This is a genomic window from Streptosporangium sp. NPDC023825 (assembly GCF_040639575.1).
GTDB lineage: Bacteria > Actinomycetota > Actinomycetes > Streptosporangiales > Streptosporangiaceae > Streptosporangium.
In genome coordinates this window covers 51,712-69,072 of record NZ_JBFAAE010000047.1, presented here as the reverse complement: position 1 = coordinate 69,072, position 17,361 = coordinate 51,712, and the positions used below count along the sequence as shown (strand labels likewise).

The window sequence follows — 17,361 nt, the reverse complement described above, 5'->3', positions numbered from 1 at the left end:
CGCCTGGCCGCCCGCGCCCGCGAGCTGGTCGACCAGGGCACCGCCCTGGAGGCGGCCTGCCGCATCATCATCCTGGAAGACCAGCTCGCCGAGGCTCTGCGCATCAACACCGAACTCCAGCAAGCCCACGACCGCCAACGATCGGACAGCACCGACCGCATCTCCGCGTGAGACCGGTGACCGGTGCCCCAGCGGCACCGGTCCGGGTCCGACCGGTCCAGATCCGGTCGAGCCGAGCCCGGTCCGGTGACCCAGGTCGCCTGACGGAACCCGTGACGCCGGGACGAGGGCGAACCGGATCGTCGGGCGACCCGGCCGGGGAACGATCCCCGGCTGTTCCGCCCAATGGTTAGAGGTCGATCTGGTAGAGGATGAATCCCCTGTTCACGCCGACCTTGTCGTAGAGCCGCCGGGCGGCGGTGTTCGTCTCCTGGGTGGACCAGTAGACCCTGCTGCAGTCGCGGGCGCGCGCCCACTCGGCCACCTCCTCGATCAGCGCCCGCCCCGCCCCCCTGCCCCGGGCCTGCGGCGCGGTGAACAGGTCCTGCAGGTAGCACACGTCCAGCGCCGTGGTGCTGGAGTGGATGAGGAAGTGCGCGATGCCGACCAGCTCGCCGTTGAGCTTCGCGCCGAGGGCGTGCATCCGGACGTCCTCCCGGAACTCGTCCCAGGCGCGGTCGTACAGCTGGGGCGTGAGCGTGCGCTCGTAGAAGTCGTTGTAACCGCGGAACAGGGTTTCCCATTGGGGGCGGTCCGAAGAGGTGAGCTTGCCGATCCTGAGCATGCGATGTCCTCCGAGCGACGATCGGGAGTTCAGCCCCTATGTCCCCCGTGGGAACCACCCCGAACGTTGACCGGGTGTCGCTTCCCGACAACCTGCCACCGCTTGCCGTCCCCCTGACGGTCGGCCGCCACTCCCCGTCCCTCCGGACCACGTCCCCGAGATCTTCCTGACCGGCGACGGCCCCGGTGTCCCCGGGGCCGTTCGCGGTTTCCGCCGGGCCCGGTCACCGTTCACCGGTACGGCTGCCACCTGACCGTCTGGTCGCGGGACCTGAAACTGCGCATGCGGTGTTCCCACTGCGGCCGGATGCCTGGGTTGCTGCGCAGGACGGGCACGACGCTGGTGACCAGTTTCAGCTCGCGCAGGCGGCGCAGGACCGGGAAGCCCGGCCAGCGGGTGACGTCGAAGCCGTAGCCCTCGGCGAGCGGAGTGTGCTCGTCCCAGGGATAGTCCATCCGCAGGCGTCCGACCGCGACGGGAGCCAGGTCCCACTCGCGCGGGCCGATCGCCGTACTGTCGAAGTCGCACAGCACCGGCCCGGCGGGACCGGCGATGACGTTGCCCATGAACACGTCGCCGTGGATGACCCCTGCGGGGAGCACGTAGTCGAGTGCGGCGAGCCGCTCCTCGACCTCGTCGCACTCGTCGAGCAGGAAGGCGTGGTCGCCCGGGGGCAGGTCCTCCGGCTCGTCGAGCCGCTGGCGGACCTCGGTCATCGGGGCCCACTCCGGCAGGTCCACCGGCGGGTCCGCGAGCGTGTGAAGCCGCCTGAGCATGGCGGCCAGGTCGCCGCCGCCAGGGCGCGGCCCCACCTCGGGGGTGTTCTCCCACAGGGTGACCAGGTGGCCCTCCACCTGGAGCGGCTGCTCGCAGCCGGGCAGCAGCCGCACCGCGGGGAAGTCGTGGTCGGCCAGCCAGCGGGCGACCCGCACCACCGTCGGCACGCGGGAGCGGGCGGCCGAGGATCCGGCGACCCGCACCACGACGGGCGCCCGCCGCAGGCGGAAGACGGCGTTGTTGGTGAATTTGATCAGCTCGGCGTCGCCGGGTACGAGCCCCGCCCGGGCGCAGACCGTCGCCAGCAGCGAGTGGAGCCGGTCGCGGGTGAGCCCGCCGGCGTGGTCGGTGGTCATCGTCATGCGGCGCGCACCGCCGAGATCCGCCGGGCGAGGTCCTGCGCGTCGCCGCTGTGCGCCCGCATCATGGCGACGGCCTGCAGCGGCGCGAGGCGGTCGATGATCCTCGCCGAACGGATCTCGGTCGCCAGGGTGACGGCCTCGTCGCCGTTGGCGAGCCCCGAGGTCATGTCGCCGGCTCTGAGCTGCACCGTCGCGAGGGCCGTCAGCTCGAAGGCCCTGCTCCTGGCCATGCTCGGGTCACGCTGCCCGAGCGCGTCGGTGAGGAACCGCTCGGCGATGCCGAGGTGGCTGTCGAGGTGGGTCACGGCGAGGTCGGCGTGGACCATGCCGCTCGTGGCGTCGAGGTCGGCGGTGCCGAAGAAGCTCACCCAGGCGGGTGACTCGCGGTCGCGGGCGCGGGCCAGCTCGTCGCTCGCCCTGTTGATCGACTTGAGGGCGAGGTCGTTGTCGCCCAGCAGCGCGTAGGCCCACGCCTCGTTGGCGAAGAGCATCGCCACGGTCCGCTCGCAGCTGGCGTCCTGCGCGCAGATCTGCCCGAGCTGGAAGAACCGCAGCGCGTCCAGGATACGGTCGCAGTGGAGGTGGACGCGTCCCATCCGGTACAGGACGTTGGCCGCGAGCGAGGAGTTCCTCGCGTACTTGGCCTGCTCCAGCGCGCGGGCCAGGTGACCTCTCGCCGCCCCGTACAGGCCGACGTCGAAGGAGGTCCAGCCCGCGAGGTTGTGCTGGTCGGCCAGCGCCTGGTGCAGCCGCAGGGTGACCGACTCCGGGCACGTGGCCCGCAGCAGCCGCTGCGACCAGGTCAGCTGCGCCACCACCGCGTCGCGGCAGACACCGCCCCCGTGCCGGTAGTCCAGGGCGCGCAGCGTGCGGGTCACCGCCTCGATCTGCTCGACGTCGGCCATGCCGATGCGGTACGGGACGGGAGTCTCCGTGGGCGTCAGCGGCTCGGCCCACTCCTCGGCGTCCCCGACCGTCGCGCCGATGGTCACCTGCGCGGCGTGCGCGAGCAGGCGGCGCACCTGCTCGTCCTCGCCGGGGTCGTCGCGGTGGTCGGCCGCCGCCGTCCCGGCCAGCGCCGTGGAGGAGGCGTCGTAGGCCAGCCCCATGTAGCCGCGCGGGATTCCCAGACCGTCGGCGATCCGGCCGAGCACCTCGTACGCCATCACCTGGCGGCCCTTGAGGATCTCGGAGATCTCCGACTGGGACTGGGCGGTGAGGGCGGCGATGTGACGCTGGGAGACCCCGATCCGCTGGAGTAACCGGTATACGGTGGCCATGTCGCGGGCGGCCAGAGCCTGGCGCATCTGCGGGCGTTCCCAGAGCGCGGGGTCGATTTCCTGCGCGTTCCCACTGCTGACGTTCATGCCGACCTTCCCGGCCGAATTCCCCTGACGGGTTGCCTTGACGGGTTCCCTTGACGCCAAGGTAACCGGCGACCCGGCACCGCCGAAGCCGTATCGGTATGACCGATCATGCAAGGTGATCGGCCTCGCCTATCGCCGAACCGATCTGCGGACAGTATTGGTCCTGCGACTCTCCGTATATCGGTCTTGTCCCGCACCATGGGTAATTCAGACCAGCGAGCGGCCGGAAACCCCGGCGACACCGTGCCCCTGGTGCCCTACGCGATAGGAGCGACGATGCTCACCGAGCGCGCTCAGGCTCTGGACTTCGGCGTGCACGGCAAGATCCACGGCCGCTTCCGGATGACCGCCTGGTGCCTTCCGCAGGGCGACGCCGCCCGCCGCGCCCGCAAGCTGCTCCGCGACCTGCTGTCCCGGCCGCCTTTCGCCGCCCACGAGGTGGCCGAGCTGGAGGTCGTGGTCACCGAACTGGCCACCAACGCCAGCAGCTACGCCCCGGGCCCGTACGAGCTTCGCATCCTGCACGACGACGACCTGCCGATCAGGGCCGAGGTGGCCGACGCCGGTGGCGGGGTCCCGCTGATCGAACGCCTGCTGCACCGCCCGTTCACCGCCCCCTGCCGCGTGGACGATCTGGAGCTCGGCGGGCGGGGCCTGCGGATCGTCGACGAGTTCACCGCGGGCCGCTGCGGGGCGCGCTGGACACGGCTGTGCGGCACCGGGCAGATCGGGACCGGCGTCTGGTTCGACCTGCCCGCGCACCGCCCCCGGACGTAACCCTCACGCCCCCGCGCCCCCTGGGCATACGCGCGGCCACCGCCCGCCGGCACCGCCTCCGCACTCCCCTGGACACACCTCCGGGCACCGCCTCCGCGCCCTCGGACGTACGCGCGGCCACCGCCCGCCGGCACCGTCTTCGCGCCCCCGTCTCACACCATCCCCGCATCGCCGTCCCCCTGCGATGTGGTATTAATTAAATGACCATATGAGGACATCTGGTCAAATTTACGGGAAACGGTGGGGACCGTGAAGCGGGAAAGCAGGAAGGCGGGCCGACCGCCGCAGGACGCCTCGCACCGGCTCGCGCGGGCGCACCGCATCCTCGACACCGCCGCCGACCTCGTCCTGCGCTGGGGATACGACAAGACGACCGTCGAGGACATCGCCCGGCGGACCGGGGTCGCCAAGGGCACGATCTACCTGCACTGGAAGACGCGCGAGGAGTTGTTCGCCGCGCTGGTGCGCCGCGAGCGGGTCGAGATGATCACCGAGGTGCGGCGGCGGCTCGGGGACGGTCCGGCCACCCTCCGCGACCTGCTCAGGTCGCTCGCCTCGGAGGTTCTGGGCAGGCCCCTGATGCGGGCGAGCATCCTGGGCGACTCGGAGGTGCTGGGCAGGCTCACGCGCCAGAAGCGGGACGGCACGGCCGGCGCCGAACTGGGCGGCGACTTCCAGGCCTACCTCGGCACGCTGCGGGAGCACGGCGCGCTGCGGAGCGACCTGTCGCCCGCCGAGCACGTGACCATGCTCGTCTCCGTCCTGTACGGGTTCCTGCTCGTCTCGCCGATGATGCCGGGCGGGTACAGGCCGTCCGACGAGCGGCTGGCGGAGCTGATCGCCGACGCCGGCGGCAGCGCGACGGAGACCTCGGGCCCGCTTCCCGCCGACGTCACCCGGGTGGTGACGCGGGCCACCCTGGAGTACGTCGACGCCACCGTGGAGGCCGCGCAGCGAAAACTGCGCGTCTCCCTCGGCCTCGAGGAAGAGGAAGACGGGGAGCCGGAGAAGTCCGGGGAGTCCGGAGAGTCAGGGAAGTCAGAGAAGTTCGAGGAGAACACGCGGTGAAGACCCTCCCCCTGGACGACGAAGCGGCCGACCTCGCGCTGGCGGGCGGCAAGGGAGCCTCGCTGGCCCGGCTGGCCCGCGCGGGCCTGCCGGTTCCCGGCGGTTTCCACGTCACCACGGACGCCTACCGAGACTTCGTCTCGCGCGACGGCCTGCACGACCAGATCATGGAGGCCGTCTCCGGCATGCCCCCGGAGCAGGCGTCGATGCGGATCGCGGCGCTGTTCTCCGGCCGGGAGATACCGGCGGAGACCGCCGCCGAGATCCGCGCGGCCCACGCGAGGCTCGGCGAGGACGTGCCGGTCGCCGTACGCTCGTCGGCCACCGCGGAGGACCTCCCCGACATGTCGTTCGCCGGGCAGCAGGACACCTACCTCAACATCCGGGGCGACGGCCTGCTGGACGCGGTCCGGCGCTGCTGGGCCTCGCTGTGGACCGCGCGCGCCATCGCCTACCGGGCCGCGAACGGCGTGCCGCAGGACGACGTGACGCTGGCCGTGGTGGTCCAGGAACTGGTGGCCGCCGACGCCGCGGGCATCCTGTTCACCGCGAACCCGGTCACCGGCGCGCGCGACCAGATAGTGATCAACGCCTCGTGGGGCCTGGGCGAGGCCGTCGTCGGCGGGCAGGTGACACCCGACACCGTCACCGTCGCCAGAACCGGCGGCGGAAAAGGCGGGAACACCGGGAACACCGGCATCGGCGACATCGTCGAGGAACACGTCGGCGACAAGACCGTGATGACGGTGCGCACCCCCGGCGGTACGCGCGAGGAACCCGTGCCCGAGGACCTGCGCCGCCGGGCCGTGCTCGACCCGGCCCAGGTCGTCCGGCTCGCGCGGCTCGCGACGGAGATCGAGGATCTGTACGGGACGCCCATGGACGTGGAGTGGGTCAGGCGCGAGGGGACGTTCCTCGTCGTGCAGGCCCGCCCGATCACCCGCCTCAGGCAGCAGGTCGAGGAGTGGAACGACAGCCTGACCGGCGACTACCTGTGGACCGGCGCCAACCTCGGCGAGGCCATCCCCGACGTGATGACGCCGTGCACGTGGTCACTTGTCCAGATCTTCATCGGGGAGGCGATGTCGACGTCGGCACTGCCGGGCTTCAACATGGTCGGCAACATCGGCGGCCGTTTCTACATGAACCTGAGCGTCGTGTTCTCGGTGGCGCGCGCCCTGGGCATGCGCAGGCGGCTCGGCGCGGTCGAGCAGGTCTTCGGCAGGCTGCCGCGCGACCTGGACGTGCCGCTGCTGCCCGCCTCACGATGGCGGATCGTCAAAAGCGTGCTGCCGCTCGCCTTCACCCTGCGCAGGCGGATCGCGGCCAACACCCGGAGGATGCCCGGTTTCCTCGCCACGACGCGACGGCGATGCGAGGAGCTGCGCGGGCGGATCGCCGTCACCGCGACCCCGGGCGAGCTGGCCGGGCTGTGGGAGGCCGAGCTGCTCCCGTACTTCGTCGAGGCCTGCCAGACCTTGGAGGCCGCCGGGCGGCAGGGCGGCAACACCCTGGTCATGACCCGCGCCAGGCTGCGCGAGATGGTGGGCGAGAGGGACGCCGAGGCCATACTCACCGGCGCCAACGCCGACGGGGAGCTCGCCAGCCTCGGGACGATCGTCGGCCTGGAGAGGCTCGCCGCCAAGGAGATCGACAGGGAGACGTTCGCCCGCCTCTACGGGCATCGGGGCGCGCACGAGTTCGAGGTCTCCATCCCCCGGCCGGGTGAGGACCCGCGGTGGATCGACGCGCAGCTCGCGGCCGTTGCCGAGAGCCGCGGGCACACCGGTGCGCTGCTCGACCGCCAGCGGGAGGCGCGCGAGGCGGCCTGGAGGCACTTCGGGGAGCGTTACCCCCGCAAGGTGGCCGGGACGCGCCTGCGGGTGGCGCGGTGGAACGCGATCGTCCGTGACCGGGAGTCGGCCCGCTCGGAGGTGATCCGCGCCTTCTGGGCGTTGCGCTCCTTCGTCCTGCGGGCCGGGGAACTCACCGGCCACGGTGAGGACCTGTTCTTCCTGTCGATCCAGGAGATCCTCGCCGTCCTGCGCGGCGACGACGCCCCGACGGCGAAGGTGGCGGTCCGGCGGGCGACGTACGAGCGGTACGCGGCCCTGCCCGCCTATCCCACGCTGATCGTCGGCCGGTTCGACCCGGAGCGCTGGGCCGCCGATCCCGGACGGCGCGGGGACATCTTCGACGCCAGGGGCGGCGGCGCCCCGGTGAGCGACACCGTGACCGGCTTCCCAGGAGCGCCGGGCGTCGTCGAGGGCGTGGTCCGCGTCATCGCAGGTCCCGAGGACGGTGACAGGCTCGCCCCCGGCGAGATCCTCGTGACGACGCTGACCAACATCGGCTGGACGCCGATGTTCCCCCGCGCCGCCGCCGTGGTGACCGACATGGGCGCCCCCCTGTCACACGCCTCGATCGTCGCCCGCGAGCTCGGTATCCCGGCCGTGGTCGGTACCGGCAACGCGACCATGCGCCTGCGCGACGGCGACCGGATCAGGGTCGACGGCGAGCGCGGCACGGTCGAGCTGCTGGAGCGATGATTCCCCGGCCCGCGCACCGGGTCACGGGCTCTGGGGCCGCACGGACCGGCCCTCGCGGTACATCCGCGGGGGCTTGTTGCCGGCGTACTGGCCGCCGTCGATGGGCAGGACCACCCCGGTGATGAAGGACGCCCGGTCGGAGCAGGGCCACACGACGGCGTCGGCGACCTCCTCGGCCCGGCCGACGCGGCGCATGGGGGTGGCGAGACCTGCCATGCGTTGAGCCTCCTCGCCCGCGGCCCTGAGGTGGTGGGTGAGGATCGGCCCCGGGGCCACGACGTTGACCCGGATCCGCTGGTCGGCGTAGTCGAGCGCGGCGGAAAAATCAGCGGTGCGAGACGGCCCGCTCTGTTAGCGTTGACGGAAATCCGCCGGGCGAGGTCCGGCGACGAATGTGGAGGAAGCCATGGCTGCCCGGGATCTGACACCGGGCCACCGCATCGCACCGGCCGTTCCGGCGCGGTGACGATCGAGACCGACGCCTGAGACGCCCCAGTGGTGCCTGAGTGGCGATCGGCCTTCTCCCGTGGTGCCCCGGTGATGTCGCGATCATGTTGACGCACGACACCGTTGGAGCTTTCCCTTGTCACACGACATCTCATCCACCTGGTATACGAACTTCTTCACCGAACTTCCCAACGAGTTCTGGCGGCGCGCGGCGACGCCGGAATCCACCGAGGCGGACGTCGACTTCGTCGAACGTCACCTCGGCCTGCGCCCCCGGGCCCGCATCCTCGACGTGCCCTGCGGCAGCGGCAGGCACACGCTGGCCCTCGCCGCACGCGGCCACCGCCTGACCGGGGTGGACATCTCGGCCGAGGCCATCGGGCACGCCCGGCGGGCCGCCGCCGACGCCGGGCTCGACGTCGATCTCGGCATCGCCGACATGCGGGACATCCCGCGTGACGGCTCGTTCGACGCCGCCGTCTGCATGGGCAACAGCTTCGGCTACCTCGAACCCGAGGAGACCCGCGAGTTCGTCGCCGCGCTGGCGGACGCGGTCCGGCCGGGCGGGGGGCTGGTGATCGACTTCAACGCGACGGCCGAGTCCGTCCTGCCCGGCTACCAGGGCGAACCACGCCAGATGCGGACGGGCGACATCACCGTCACGGCGACGACAGGGTACGACGTCGCCCGCAGCCGCCTGATCAGTGGATACCGTTTCACCCGGGGCGCGGAGGAGCTCGAGGTCACCGCGATCCACCACGTCTACACCAGCGCCCACCTGGGCCAGATCCTCACCGACGGCGGGTTCACCGGCGTCGAACGGTTCGGCGGGCCTGACGGCTCGCCCTTCGAGATCGGCGCCGGACGGTTGCTGCTCACCGCGCGCCGGGCGGAAGGTCCGCCCCCGGCGGGAGCGTGAGCACCGGCCACGCGGGCTCCCGGCACGAGCCGGACCCCGGGCACCGCGTCCTGACCCGCGTCTGAGACAGCCCCCACCGCCCGCCTCCGGAAATCGGTTCCTTTCCGGGTTTTCCGGTCTTCCGGCGGCGGGCGGTGGGGGCGATCGCGGCTCAGGCGCGGGTGACGCGCTCTCCGGCGTACGACGCCCGGACCGGCGAAGCGGCCCGTCACGTGGCGCGGCGGCGACGTCCTGGAACGGCGAGGGACGGAACCGCCGTGTGTCGGGGCGAAACGGCGAGGGACGGAACCGCCGCATGTCCGGGGCGGAACGCCGGGGAACACGTCAGAGCGCGGGAAACCGGGGAAGGACCCGGTACGAGAAGACGAACCACCGAGGAAGGCCATGGCTCATGAGGATCACGCTGGTCCATGGGGACATCACCACGCAGGACGTCGACGCCGTCGTCAACGCCGCCAACTCCTCGCTTCTGGGCGGCGGCGGGGTCGACGGGGCCATCCACCGGCGCGGCGGCCCCGCCATCCTCGCCGAATGCCGGGACCTGCGCGCCTCCCGGTACGGCAGGGGACTCCCCACCGGGCGGGCCGTGGCCACCACCGCGGGAGACCTCCCGGCCCGCTGGGTCATCCACACCGTCGGCCCCGTCCACTCCCTCACCGAGGACCGCACGCACCTGCTGGCCTCCTGCTACCGCGAATCCCTCCGCGTCGCCGACGAGCTCGGCGCCACCAGCGTCGCCTTTCCCGCCGTGTCGGCGGGAGTCTACGGCTGGCCGATGGACGGCGCCGCCCGTACCGCCGTCGATACCGTGCGGGCCGCTCCGACACAGGTGAAGGACCTGCGGTTCGTCCTGTTCACCCCGGAGGCCTACGCGGCCTTCGAGAAGGCCCTCGACACCGCGGGATCGTGAGCCGCCCCCGGCCGAACGGACCCGGGACGCGACACCGGCGCGCCGGAAGGCTCGCCGGTCGCCGCCTCCCGGCGCGTACCGGCCCTGCAGTATTCCGACATATCCCGATGTATCCCGCAGTACGTCGGCGCGCACCGGCGGACGCCCCGGTCGTCAGGCCGGTTCGTCGCCGAGCGCTCCCTCCAGGCCCGTGTCGCCGTCCGGACAGGGCGTCGCGGGACGGCGTCCCGGCAGGAACCGCCGACCGGTCCCGCGGCGTGCCCGCGAGGCGAGGGTGAAGGACCCGGCGAACCAGGCGGCGAGCAGCGCGCGGTCGATCAGCGTCAGGCCGGTGCCCGCCGCGCACTCCCTGGCCGGAGCCGTGAAGGTCGCCGAGGTGACGAGCACGCCACGGTGGCCGGGATAGGCGTGGAGCGCGCCGAGAAGGTCGCGGATCTGGGGCGATCCCACCGAGGTGCCCCAGCGCTTGCACTGGACGACGAAGTGTTCGCCGCCGGGCGCGGTCGCGACGACGTCGACGCCGCCGTCACCGCTGCCGCCGATCCTGCGCACCCCGCGGAAGCCCTCGCGCCGCAGCAGGGCCTCGACGAGGGCTTCGAACCGGTCACCGGTCATGCGGTCGACGCGTTCGAGGCGCGCGTTGTCCTCCAGCCATTCCCGCTCCCGGGCCTCGATCACCCGACGGCGGAGCAGGAGCGCCCCTGCCAGACCCGCGATCAGCACGATCGTGCCGCCGATCACCAGCGGCCAGTTGGCGACGACGACGTCGACGAGCCACACGGCGGCCGCGAAGAGGCCCCCGGCCGCGACCGCCCACAGCGACCGGTCGCCGCCGCCCTCGCGCCCGCGCGGTCTTCGTCCGCCGGGCGCCCGCCGTCGTACCGCCTTGGCGGGTGTCCGTCGCCGTGCCATCGCGCACCTCCGGGGGACGAGGGTGGAACGTTGCCGCTGACCCTGCCGACTCTGACAACGGGCACCGACAGTTTCCACGGCGACGTGCTTCGGGGCGGCCGGCGAACGCGGAGAGGAGCCGGGCGACGGCGCCTCAGTTCGCCCGGTGATGGCAGCACACGACCAGGTCCACGGCCTGCCGCATCGCGTTCCGCACCCCTTCGGGCGAGTCGCCGCGCCGAAGGCTGGCCAGCGTCGCCGCGCTCACCGCGCCGACCATCGCGCCCACCAGGGCAGCGGCGGCAATCGGGTCCAGCTCGTCCGGATACGCCTGGTGCAGCGCCCGGGCCAGCTCGGTCTGCGCGGTGACGTACAGCTGCGACAAGCGTGCCTGCAACACCGGCGCCGACTCGGCCAGGCGGACCCGGAGTGCCGCGAGCCCGCTGGTCAGATCGCTGTCCCAGCTATTGGCGATCATCTGTTCCATCGCCCGTACGAGGACCTCGGGAAATCGCTCCTCGGCGCGGCGCTCGGCGACCGCCTGCAGCGCCAGGTCGATCCGCACGTCGGCGTTGGCGAAGAGCACGTCCTCCTTCGTCTGGAAGTGCAGGAAGAACGTACGGGTGGACACCTCCGCGGCCTCGGCGATCTCGGCCACCGTGACGTGTTCGAACCCCTTCCGCTCGAACAGGCGGACCGCCGCCTCGATCAGTGCCTGCCGTGTGCGCCGCTTCTTACGCTCCCGCAACCCCGGGCTCTCCGTCATGATCCCAGCCTATTGCATTCCATGCATCGCTTCATGCAATGTATTAATGCATCGAGTGTATTGATTGAGAGGGAGTGGTGCACGTGGGAAGCCTGGACGGACGCGTCGTCCTCATCACCGGCGGCGGGCGCGGCATCGGGCGGGAAGAGGCGTTGTTCTTCGCGGCCGAGGGCGCCAGGGTCGTCGTCAACGACCCCGGCGTCGCCGTCGACGGCACGGGTGGCGACGCCGGGGTGGCGGCCGCGGTGGTCGAGGAGATCGTCGCCCGCGGCGGGCAGGCGGTCGCCAACACCGACAGCGTCGCCGACTGGCAAGGCGCCCGGCGCATGGTGGACGCGGCCCTGCGGGCCTTCGGCGACCTCCACGTCGTCGTCAACAACGCGACCATCGAACGAAACCGCGGAATGGCCGACCTGACCGAGGAGGAGTTCGACGACGTCATCGCCGTGAAGCTGAAAGGCACGTTCGCGGTCGCTCGCTGGGCGGCCCGTCACTGGCGCGAACGGTTCGAGGCCGGCGACCGCGTCGACCGCGCCGTCGTCAACACCTCCTCGGGCTCGGGCCTGTTCAACCCGTTGCCCACGCAGGCCTCCTACGCCGCGGGGAACGCCGGAGTCGCGGCCATGACCATCGTCGGAGCTCTCGAACTCGGCCGGTACGGCGTGCGGGTCAACTGCGTCTCACCCTCCATGGCACGCACCCGGCTCACCCTCCAGGTCCCCGGTATGCGCGAGGAGCCGCCGGCAGGACGGTTCGACCCGCTGCACCCCTCCACCAGCGCGCCCGTCGCCGCCTACCTGGCCACTGCGGCGTGTCCGCTCACCGGTCAGGTGCTCTCCGTCCGGGGCGGATCGGTCACGGTCGACCACGGATGGTCACGTGGCGCGCACATCCACAAGGACGGCCTGTGGACGGTCGACGAACTCGCCGAGCGGATGAGGGAGCTGCCGGTGGACGACCCCTTCGAGAAACTCGCCGACGCCCTCGGCGGCGCCCTCGGTCCCACCGGGCGTACGCAGCTCCAGCAGATGGTCAACGCCCTCCTCGATCAGGGAGCCCGTTCCGGCGGCACACCCGGATGACCGGCATCGGAGGACCCGCCACCGGTCCCACCGCCCGCTGCCGCCCTCTCCTCGCCCCGGCATGACCGTCCACGCGCTCACCCCGGTCGAGAGGGTGCCACGGACCGCCGGCCCCTCGGCCTCTCGGTCCCTCGGTCCCTTGACCCCTCACCCCTCGGCCCCTCGGTCCCTCGGCCTGGAACCGCGCGAACTCGTCGGCCGGGTCGAAGGCACAGGTGCTCGGACGGCCGACGAGGAGCGGACCGGCCGGGCTGTCGCCGATCGCGATCGTGACATCTCTTCCGCGCGCGCCGGGAACCTCACGCGTGCCGTGAAGGAGCGGGCGAGTCCTCGCGGAACACCTGGCCGACGTCCCCGACGTCCGCGAGGCGCTCCGCGATGTCGGCGACGAGGTCCGCCTCCGCGTCCGTCGGGCAGAGGCGGCCTCCGGGAAAGGTCCGCAGCTCGAACCCGGAGCCCGCGACGCGGCTCCAGGCACGCATCTCCCCGTGGCTCACACGCGGATCGTCCGTCCCCAGGTAGGCGGTGACGGGAGCGGTGACCAGCGGGGTGAACGCGGGCCGGTAGGCGTGCAGGAGATCGTGGTCGGCCCGCAGCGCGATCATCGCCAGGTCCATCAGTTCCGGGAAGCGCAGGAGCGTCGGATTCGCGGCGGCGGCCTGCTCGGCGAGCTGGCGGTCGCCGACGGGGATCCTTCTCGCGTCGTCCGCGCACAGGTGCGGCGCCGCGTGCGCGGACACCAGCAGCGCCGCCGGGGAGATCCGGTACCGTCCGGCGAGCCTGACCGCGACCTCGTACGCGACCACGGCGCCCATGCCGTGCCCGAACAGGGCGAGCGGCCGGTCCGCCAGGGTCACCAGTGCCCGGCAGACGTGGTCGACGAGGGTTTCCATCCGGTCGATCGGCCGCTCGTTGACGCGGTTCTGCCTGCCGGGATAGCACACGGCGGAGAGCTCGACGTCGGCGGGCAACCGGTCCTGCCACCCGTGGTAGGACATCGGGGCACCCCCGGCGTGGGGGAAGCAGACGAGGCGCGCGCGAGGCTCGGCGAGCGGGCACTGCCTGCGCAGCCACACGCGGGAGTCGGCCGGGATCGTCTCGGTCACGGGAGGTCGTTCCTTCCCGGGGCCGCGTACGGGCCGGCCGCCTCCGGTTCTCCCTCGCCCCCGGCCCGGGGGGTCGCGTCTCCGTACTCGCTGGACCCCCCGCCCGCCGCCGGGGTCCCGGCGAGGTGACGCGGGCGGAGGGGCTGTGGCCGGGCGTCCGGCGCCGGGGGCCGCCGGGTGGGGTCCGCGTCCCCCGGCGGGCGGGAGGAGACGACGACCTGACCCAGCGAAAGGGCGGCCAGGCACATCTCGAAGAACACCGGCCCCTCCTCGGGGCTCAGCCCTCCGGGGAGGCTCTCTCCGGGAAGCTCGCGGTGGCTGCGTTCCGTGTCACGGGCCGTTCCCACGCCGTTCCACCGGTCCCAGTCGATCGACAGCACCGGTACGCCTCCGCCGTCGCGCCGCGCGCCGAGGGCGAACGTGTCGAGGAAGGCGCCGGCGGCCCCGTGGCAGGTGAGCCCCGGTCCCCCGGAGAACGACGCCAGCGAGGAGAACAGCACCACGAAATCGGGAAGCGCGCCCACCTCCCGCAGGACCGAGACCAGGGTGGCGGTCCCCTCGGTCTTGGCCCGCAGGGCGGCGGCGACGCCCTCCTCGGTCAGGGACTCCGCCATGCCCTCCCCCGGCCCGCCCGCGGCGTGGATCACCCCGTGGATCTCGCCGAACCGTGACCGCGCCTCTTCGAGGACCTCCCTGAGGCGCCGGGCGTCGGCGACATCGGCACCGCGCACCAGCACGTCGTCTCCCCGCTCCGCGAGAAGGGTCCTCAGCGCCGCACCCTCCCCGCCACCGGAGCCGGAGCCGTCGAACCCTCCCGGGCCGTTCTCCCCCCGGAAACCCGCGGCCCCCTCGGAGCTCTCGAAACTCTCGAAGGCGCCGGCCCCTCCGGGACCGTCCGAACCGTCGGGATGACCCCCCTGCCTGCCGGGACCGTACGGCGGGAACGTCCCGGGTGCCTCGCGCCCGATCAGGACGAGCCGCGCCGAGTGGGTGGCCGCGAGGTGCCCGGCCAGCCGCAGCCCGATCCCGCCCGTCCCCCCGGTGATCACGTAGGTCCCGCCCCGGCGCACCGAAGGACTCCCGTACGTGCCGGGCGCCACGTCCAGCGGCTCGAACCCGCGCAGCCAGCGGTGCCCCGCCCTCAAACCGACCGGGTCCCCGTACGGCGGGCGGCAGAGCTCGGCCAGGAGCTCCCCGGCCCGGATCCCGTGGTCTCCGTCGTCGCCGGGGTCCAGGTCCACGAGCCGGACGCGTGTGCCGGTCAGCTCGTGGCGGAGCGGCCCGGCGGCTCCGACCGTGAGGGCCGCCCGCGGGTCGAGCCGCTCGCCTCCGGTGATCTCCAGGGCTCCCCGGGTGACAAGGCAGAGATCGCTCTCCGGCCGGCCGCTCAGGGCACGGGCCAGGCCGGTGACGTGGCCCAGCGGCGGGCACACCTGTGCGGGCAGCGTCGCTCCCCAGAGGCAGACGATCCGCGACGGCCCGTCCGCGTCACCCTCCACCGTCTTCAGGAGCTGCTCGTAGTCCTCCCCGCACCGGGGGTCGATCGTGATCCGGTCCCGGGCCGCGTGGTGGAACGCGCGCCCCGGGGTGACGACGACGGCCGGGGCCCCGTACTCCTCCAGCCTCGCGGTGATCGCCTCGGCGAGGGGTGACGAGTCGGAGAGCAGGATCCAGCGGTGTCCCCGCGCGGTGGGGCCGGGATCGGCCGGGGGCACCTCCACGGCCCGTTTCCAGGTGATCCCGTACAGGCCGCCGGACGAGCGTTCCCGCCCGGTGACGGCGGGATCCGCGACGCGCGGCCGGTCCGGCGGGGAAACGGTGGTCTGCCGGATCAGCGGGTCGACGACGGTCGGCGCGAAGGGGTGGGGCGGCACGGGCGGCCTGAGCCGCGGCTCCGGCCCCGGGGAGGGCAGGTCGGCCTCGACGCCCGCCTCCCGCAGCCGGGCCAGCGCGCCGAGCAGCACCTCCCCGTCGGTTCGCTCCTCCGCCGGATGGCGGGTCACGTTGACGACGACGGAGTCCGTACCCGCTCGCGCCCGGGCCATCGTGGTCAGGGTCGTGCCCGGTCCCACCTCGACGAGGATCTTCGGACCACCGGCCAGGACGTGGCCGAGCCCGGCGTCGAAGCGGACCGTCGCCCGCAGGTGGGTGACCCAGTACTCGGGATCGGCGAAGTCGGCGTCGCCGGTCCCCGTCACGCCGGAAACGAGGCGCAGCGAGGGGCGGCGCAGCGGGACACCGCCGAGGAAGTCGCGGAACTCGTCGATCACGGGATCGACCAGGGCCGAGTGCGCGGCGGTGCCGAGCGGCAGGAGGCGGCAGGCGATCCCGCGCCGGTCCAGGAGTTCCCTGACCTCGGCGACGTGGGCGGCGGGACCGGCGAGCACGCAGGACGCCGGCCCGTTGACCGCCGACAGGCACACTCCCTCCCCGAGGAAGGGCTCGACCTCCCGCTCGGAGGCCGGAACCGCAAGCGTCGCCCCGTCGCGCAGGGCGGCCAGGAGCTCTCCGCGCCTGGCCACGACGGCGAGGGCGTCGCGCAGCGACATGACGCCCGCGACACAGGCCGCGGCGTACTCGCCGAGGCCGCTCCCCATCAGCAGGGAAGGGCTCACCCCCCGTGCCATGAGGAGCCGGGCGAGTGCCATCTCCATGACGAACACGGCCGGCAGCGTCTGCGAGGGATCGGCCTTCCCGGTCTCCTCCCCCGCCGCCCCGTCCGGGGGCACACCGATCCCGCCGGCCTCGTCCGGGAAGGCCGGTGCCGCGCCACGGAGGACCGGTGCCGCGCCCTGGAGGGCCGGTGCCACCCCCTGGAGGATCGGTGCCACGCCCTGGAGAGCCGGTGCCGCGGCCGCCCACAGGGCGTGCAGCCGCTCGGCGGAGCGGCCGGGCAGCAGGTCCAGGCACTCGTCCACGACCGCGCGGAAGACCGGTTCGTCGCGGTAGAGCTCGCGGCCCATCCCGGGATACCACGTCCCCCCGCCGGGGAACATGAACACCACGTCGCCACCCGTACGAACGGCGGGGACGGGTGCGCGGGGAAGGCGGCAGGCGATGCCGGCGGCCGCGGTGCCCGCACCCGGAATCCCGAGGTCGGGAGCGCCGGGATCGGGCATGCCGGGACCCCGGGGGCCGGGATCGGGACTCCCGGGGCCGGGGACGCCCGGACCGGGGATTCCAGGGCCGGGAACCCCGGGGCCGGGAATCCCGGGGCCGGGGACGCCCGGGTCGGGAAGACCGGGAGTGCCCGGCCTCGGGGAACCGGGCCTCGCGACGCCGCCGGTCCCACCGTTCTCACCGGAGCCGTCAAGGCCGCCGAAGCCATCGGGGCCGCCGGAGCCGTCAGGACCGTCAAGATCGTCGGAGCCGCCGAAGCCATCGGGGCCGTCAAGGCCGTCGTGGCCGTCAAGGCCGTCAAGGCCGTCAAGGCCGTCAAGGCCGTCAAGGCCGTCAAGGCCGTCAAGGCCGTCGGGGCCGTCGGGGCCGTCGGAGCCGTCGGAGCCGTCGGAGCCGTCAGGTGGCTCGCCGTTGGCCGGTTCAAACCCGTGCATGC

At 73.0% G+C, this 17,361-nt stretch carries 13 protein-coding genes and 1 pseudogene; 6 read left to right on the top strand and 8 right to left on the bottom strand.

Annotation, left to right across the window (positions count from 1 at the left end):
- Nucleotides 1-349 precede the first annotated feature (349 nt).
- The 3 genes from AB0G15_RS31205 to AB0G15_RS31195 form a co-directional block, all read right to left on the bottom strand.
- Nucleotides 350-784 carry a GNAT family N-acetyltransferase gene (locus AB0G15_RS31205; RefSeq protein ID WP_362846643.1) on the bottom strand — a complete coding sequence of 145 codons (435 nt, stop codon included), beginning with the start codon at nucleotides 782-784 and terminating at the stop codon, nucleotides 350-352.
- A 230-nt stretch (nucleotides 785-1,014) separates the two neighbouring features.
- The gene (locus AB0G15_RS31200; RefSeq protein WP_362846641.1) at nucleotides 1,015-1,923 is read right to left on the bottom strand and encodes an aminoglycoside phosphotransferase family protein; all 909 of its coding nucleotides are present in this window, start codon (nucleotides 1,921-1,923) and stop codon (nucleotides 1,015-1,017) included.
- Nucleotides 1,920-3,290: a helix-turn-helix transcriptional regulator gene (locus AB0G15_RS31195; protein ID WP_362846639.1), complete on the bottom strand. Its 1,371-nt coding sequence runs from the start codon at nucleotides 3,288-3,290 to the stop codon at nucleotides 1,920-1,922. The genes AB0G15_RS31200 and AB0G15_RS31195 overlap by 4 nt, the downstream gene beginning before the upstream one ends.
- A 198-nt stretch (nucleotides 3,291-3,488) precedes the next feature.
- Here AB0G15_RS31195 and AB0G15_RS31190 point away from each other — a divergent pair, with 198 nt between their 5' ends.
- From AB0G15_RS31190 to AB0G15_RS31180, 3 genes are all read left to right on the top strand, one after another.
- Nucleotides 3,489-4,067 (top strand): ATP-binding protein, encoded by a 579-nt coding sequence (locus AB0G15_RS31190; RefSeq protein WP_362846637.1) that lies wholly within the window; start codon nucleotides 3,489-3,491, stop codon nucleotides 4,065-4,067.
- 249 nt (nucleotides 4,068-4,316) lie between these two features.
- A complete protein-coding gene (locus AB0G15_RS31185) occupies nucleotides 4,317-5,135 on the top strand; it encodes a TetR/AcrR family transcriptional regulator (RefSeq protein ID WP_362846635.1) in 819 nt (272 codons plus the stop codon).
- Nucleotides 5,132-7,684 carry a PEP/pyruvate-binding domain-containing protein gene (locus tag AB0G15_RS31180; protein ID WP_362846633.1) on the top strand — a complete coding sequence of 851 codons (2,553 nt, stop codon included), beginning with the start codon at nucleotides 5,132-5,134 and terminating at the stop codon, nucleotides 7,682-7,684. The genes AB0G15_RS31185 and AB0G15_RS31180 overlap by 4 nt, the downstream gene beginning before the upstream one ends.
- 21 nt (nucleotides 7,685-7,705) lie before the next feature.
- Here AB0G15_RS31180 and AB0G15_RS31175 read toward each other — a convergent pair.
- A pseudogene (locus AB0G15_RS31175) lies at nucleotides 7,706-7,993 on the bottom strand (SDR family oxidoreductase); the annotation flags it as partial.
- A 274-nt stretch (nucleotides 7,994-8,267) separates the two neighbouring features.
- Here AB0G15_RS31175 and AB0G15_RS31170 point away from each other — a divergent pair.
- Both AB0G15_RS31170 and AB0G15_RS31165 read left to right on the top strand, forming a co-directional pair.
- On the top strand, nucleotides 8,268-9,050 hold the full coding sequence (locus tag AB0G15_RS31170) for a class I SAM-dependent methyltransferase (protein ID WP_362846631.1): 783 nt from the start codon (nucleotides 8,268-8,270) through the stop codon (nucleotides 9,048-9,050).
- A gap of 391 nt (nucleotides 9,051-9,441) precedes the next feature.
- On the top strand, nucleotides 9,442-9,960 hold the full coding sequence (locus tag AB0G15_RS31165) for an O-acetyl-ADP-ribose deacetylase (protein ID WP_362846629.1): 519 nt from the start codon (nucleotides 9,442-9,444) through the stop codon (nucleotides 9,958-9,960).
- Between the two features lie 153 nt (nucleotides 9,961-10,113).
- On the opposite strand, the gene AB0G15_RS31160 is transcribed toward AB0G15_RS31165, so the two are convergent.
- Together AB0G15_RS31160 and AB0G15_RS31155 are read right to left on the bottom strand one after the other, a co-directional pair.
- Nucleotides 10,114-10,872 (bottom strand): restriction endonuclease, encoded by a 759-nt coding sequence (locus tag AB0G15_RS31160; RefSeq protein ID WP_362846627.1) that lies wholly within the window; start codon nucleotides 10,870-10,872, stop codon nucleotides 10,114-10,116.
- 133 nt (nucleotides 10,873-11,005) lie between these two features.
- Entirely contained in the window at nucleotides 11,006-11,617 is a 612-nt protein-coding gene (locus AB0G15_RS31155) for a TetR/AcrR family transcriptional regulator (protein WP_362846625.1), read from the bottom strand.
- A gap of 83 nt (nucleotides 11,618-11,700) precedes the next feature.
- On the opposite strand from AB0G15_RS31155, the gene AB0G15_RS31150 reads away from it, so the two are divergent.
- Nucleotides 11,701-12,699 carry an SDR family NAD(P)-dependent oxidoreductase gene (locus tag AB0G15_RS31150; RefSeq protein ID WP_362846623.1) on the top strand — a complete coding sequence of 333 codons (999 nt, stop codon included), beginning with the start codon at nucleotides 11,701-11,703 and terminating at the stop codon, nucleotides 12,697-12,699.
- Nucleotides 12,700-12,998: 299 nt separating this feature from the next.
- On the opposite strand, the gene AB0G15_RS31145 is transcribed toward AB0G15_RS31150, so the two are convergent.
- Both AB0G15_RS31145 and AB0G15_RS31140 read right to left on the bottom strand, forming a co-directional pair.
- Nucleotides 12,999-13,805: an alpha/beta fold hydrolase gene (locus tag AB0G15_RS31145; RefSeq protein ID WP_362846621.1), complete on the bottom strand. Its 807-nt coding sequence runs from the start codon at nucleotides 13,803-13,805 to the stop codon at nucleotides 12,999-13,001.
- A complete protein-coding gene (locus AB0G15_RS31140) occupies nucleotides 13,802-17,359 on the bottom strand; it encodes an SDR family NAD(P)-dependent oxidoreductase (protein ID WP_362846619.1) in 3,558 nt (1,185 codons plus the stop codon). Before AB0G15_RS31140 ends, AB0G15_RS31145 begins: the two co-directional genes overlap by 4 nt.
- Nucleotides 17,360-17,361 lie beyond the last annotated feature (2 nt).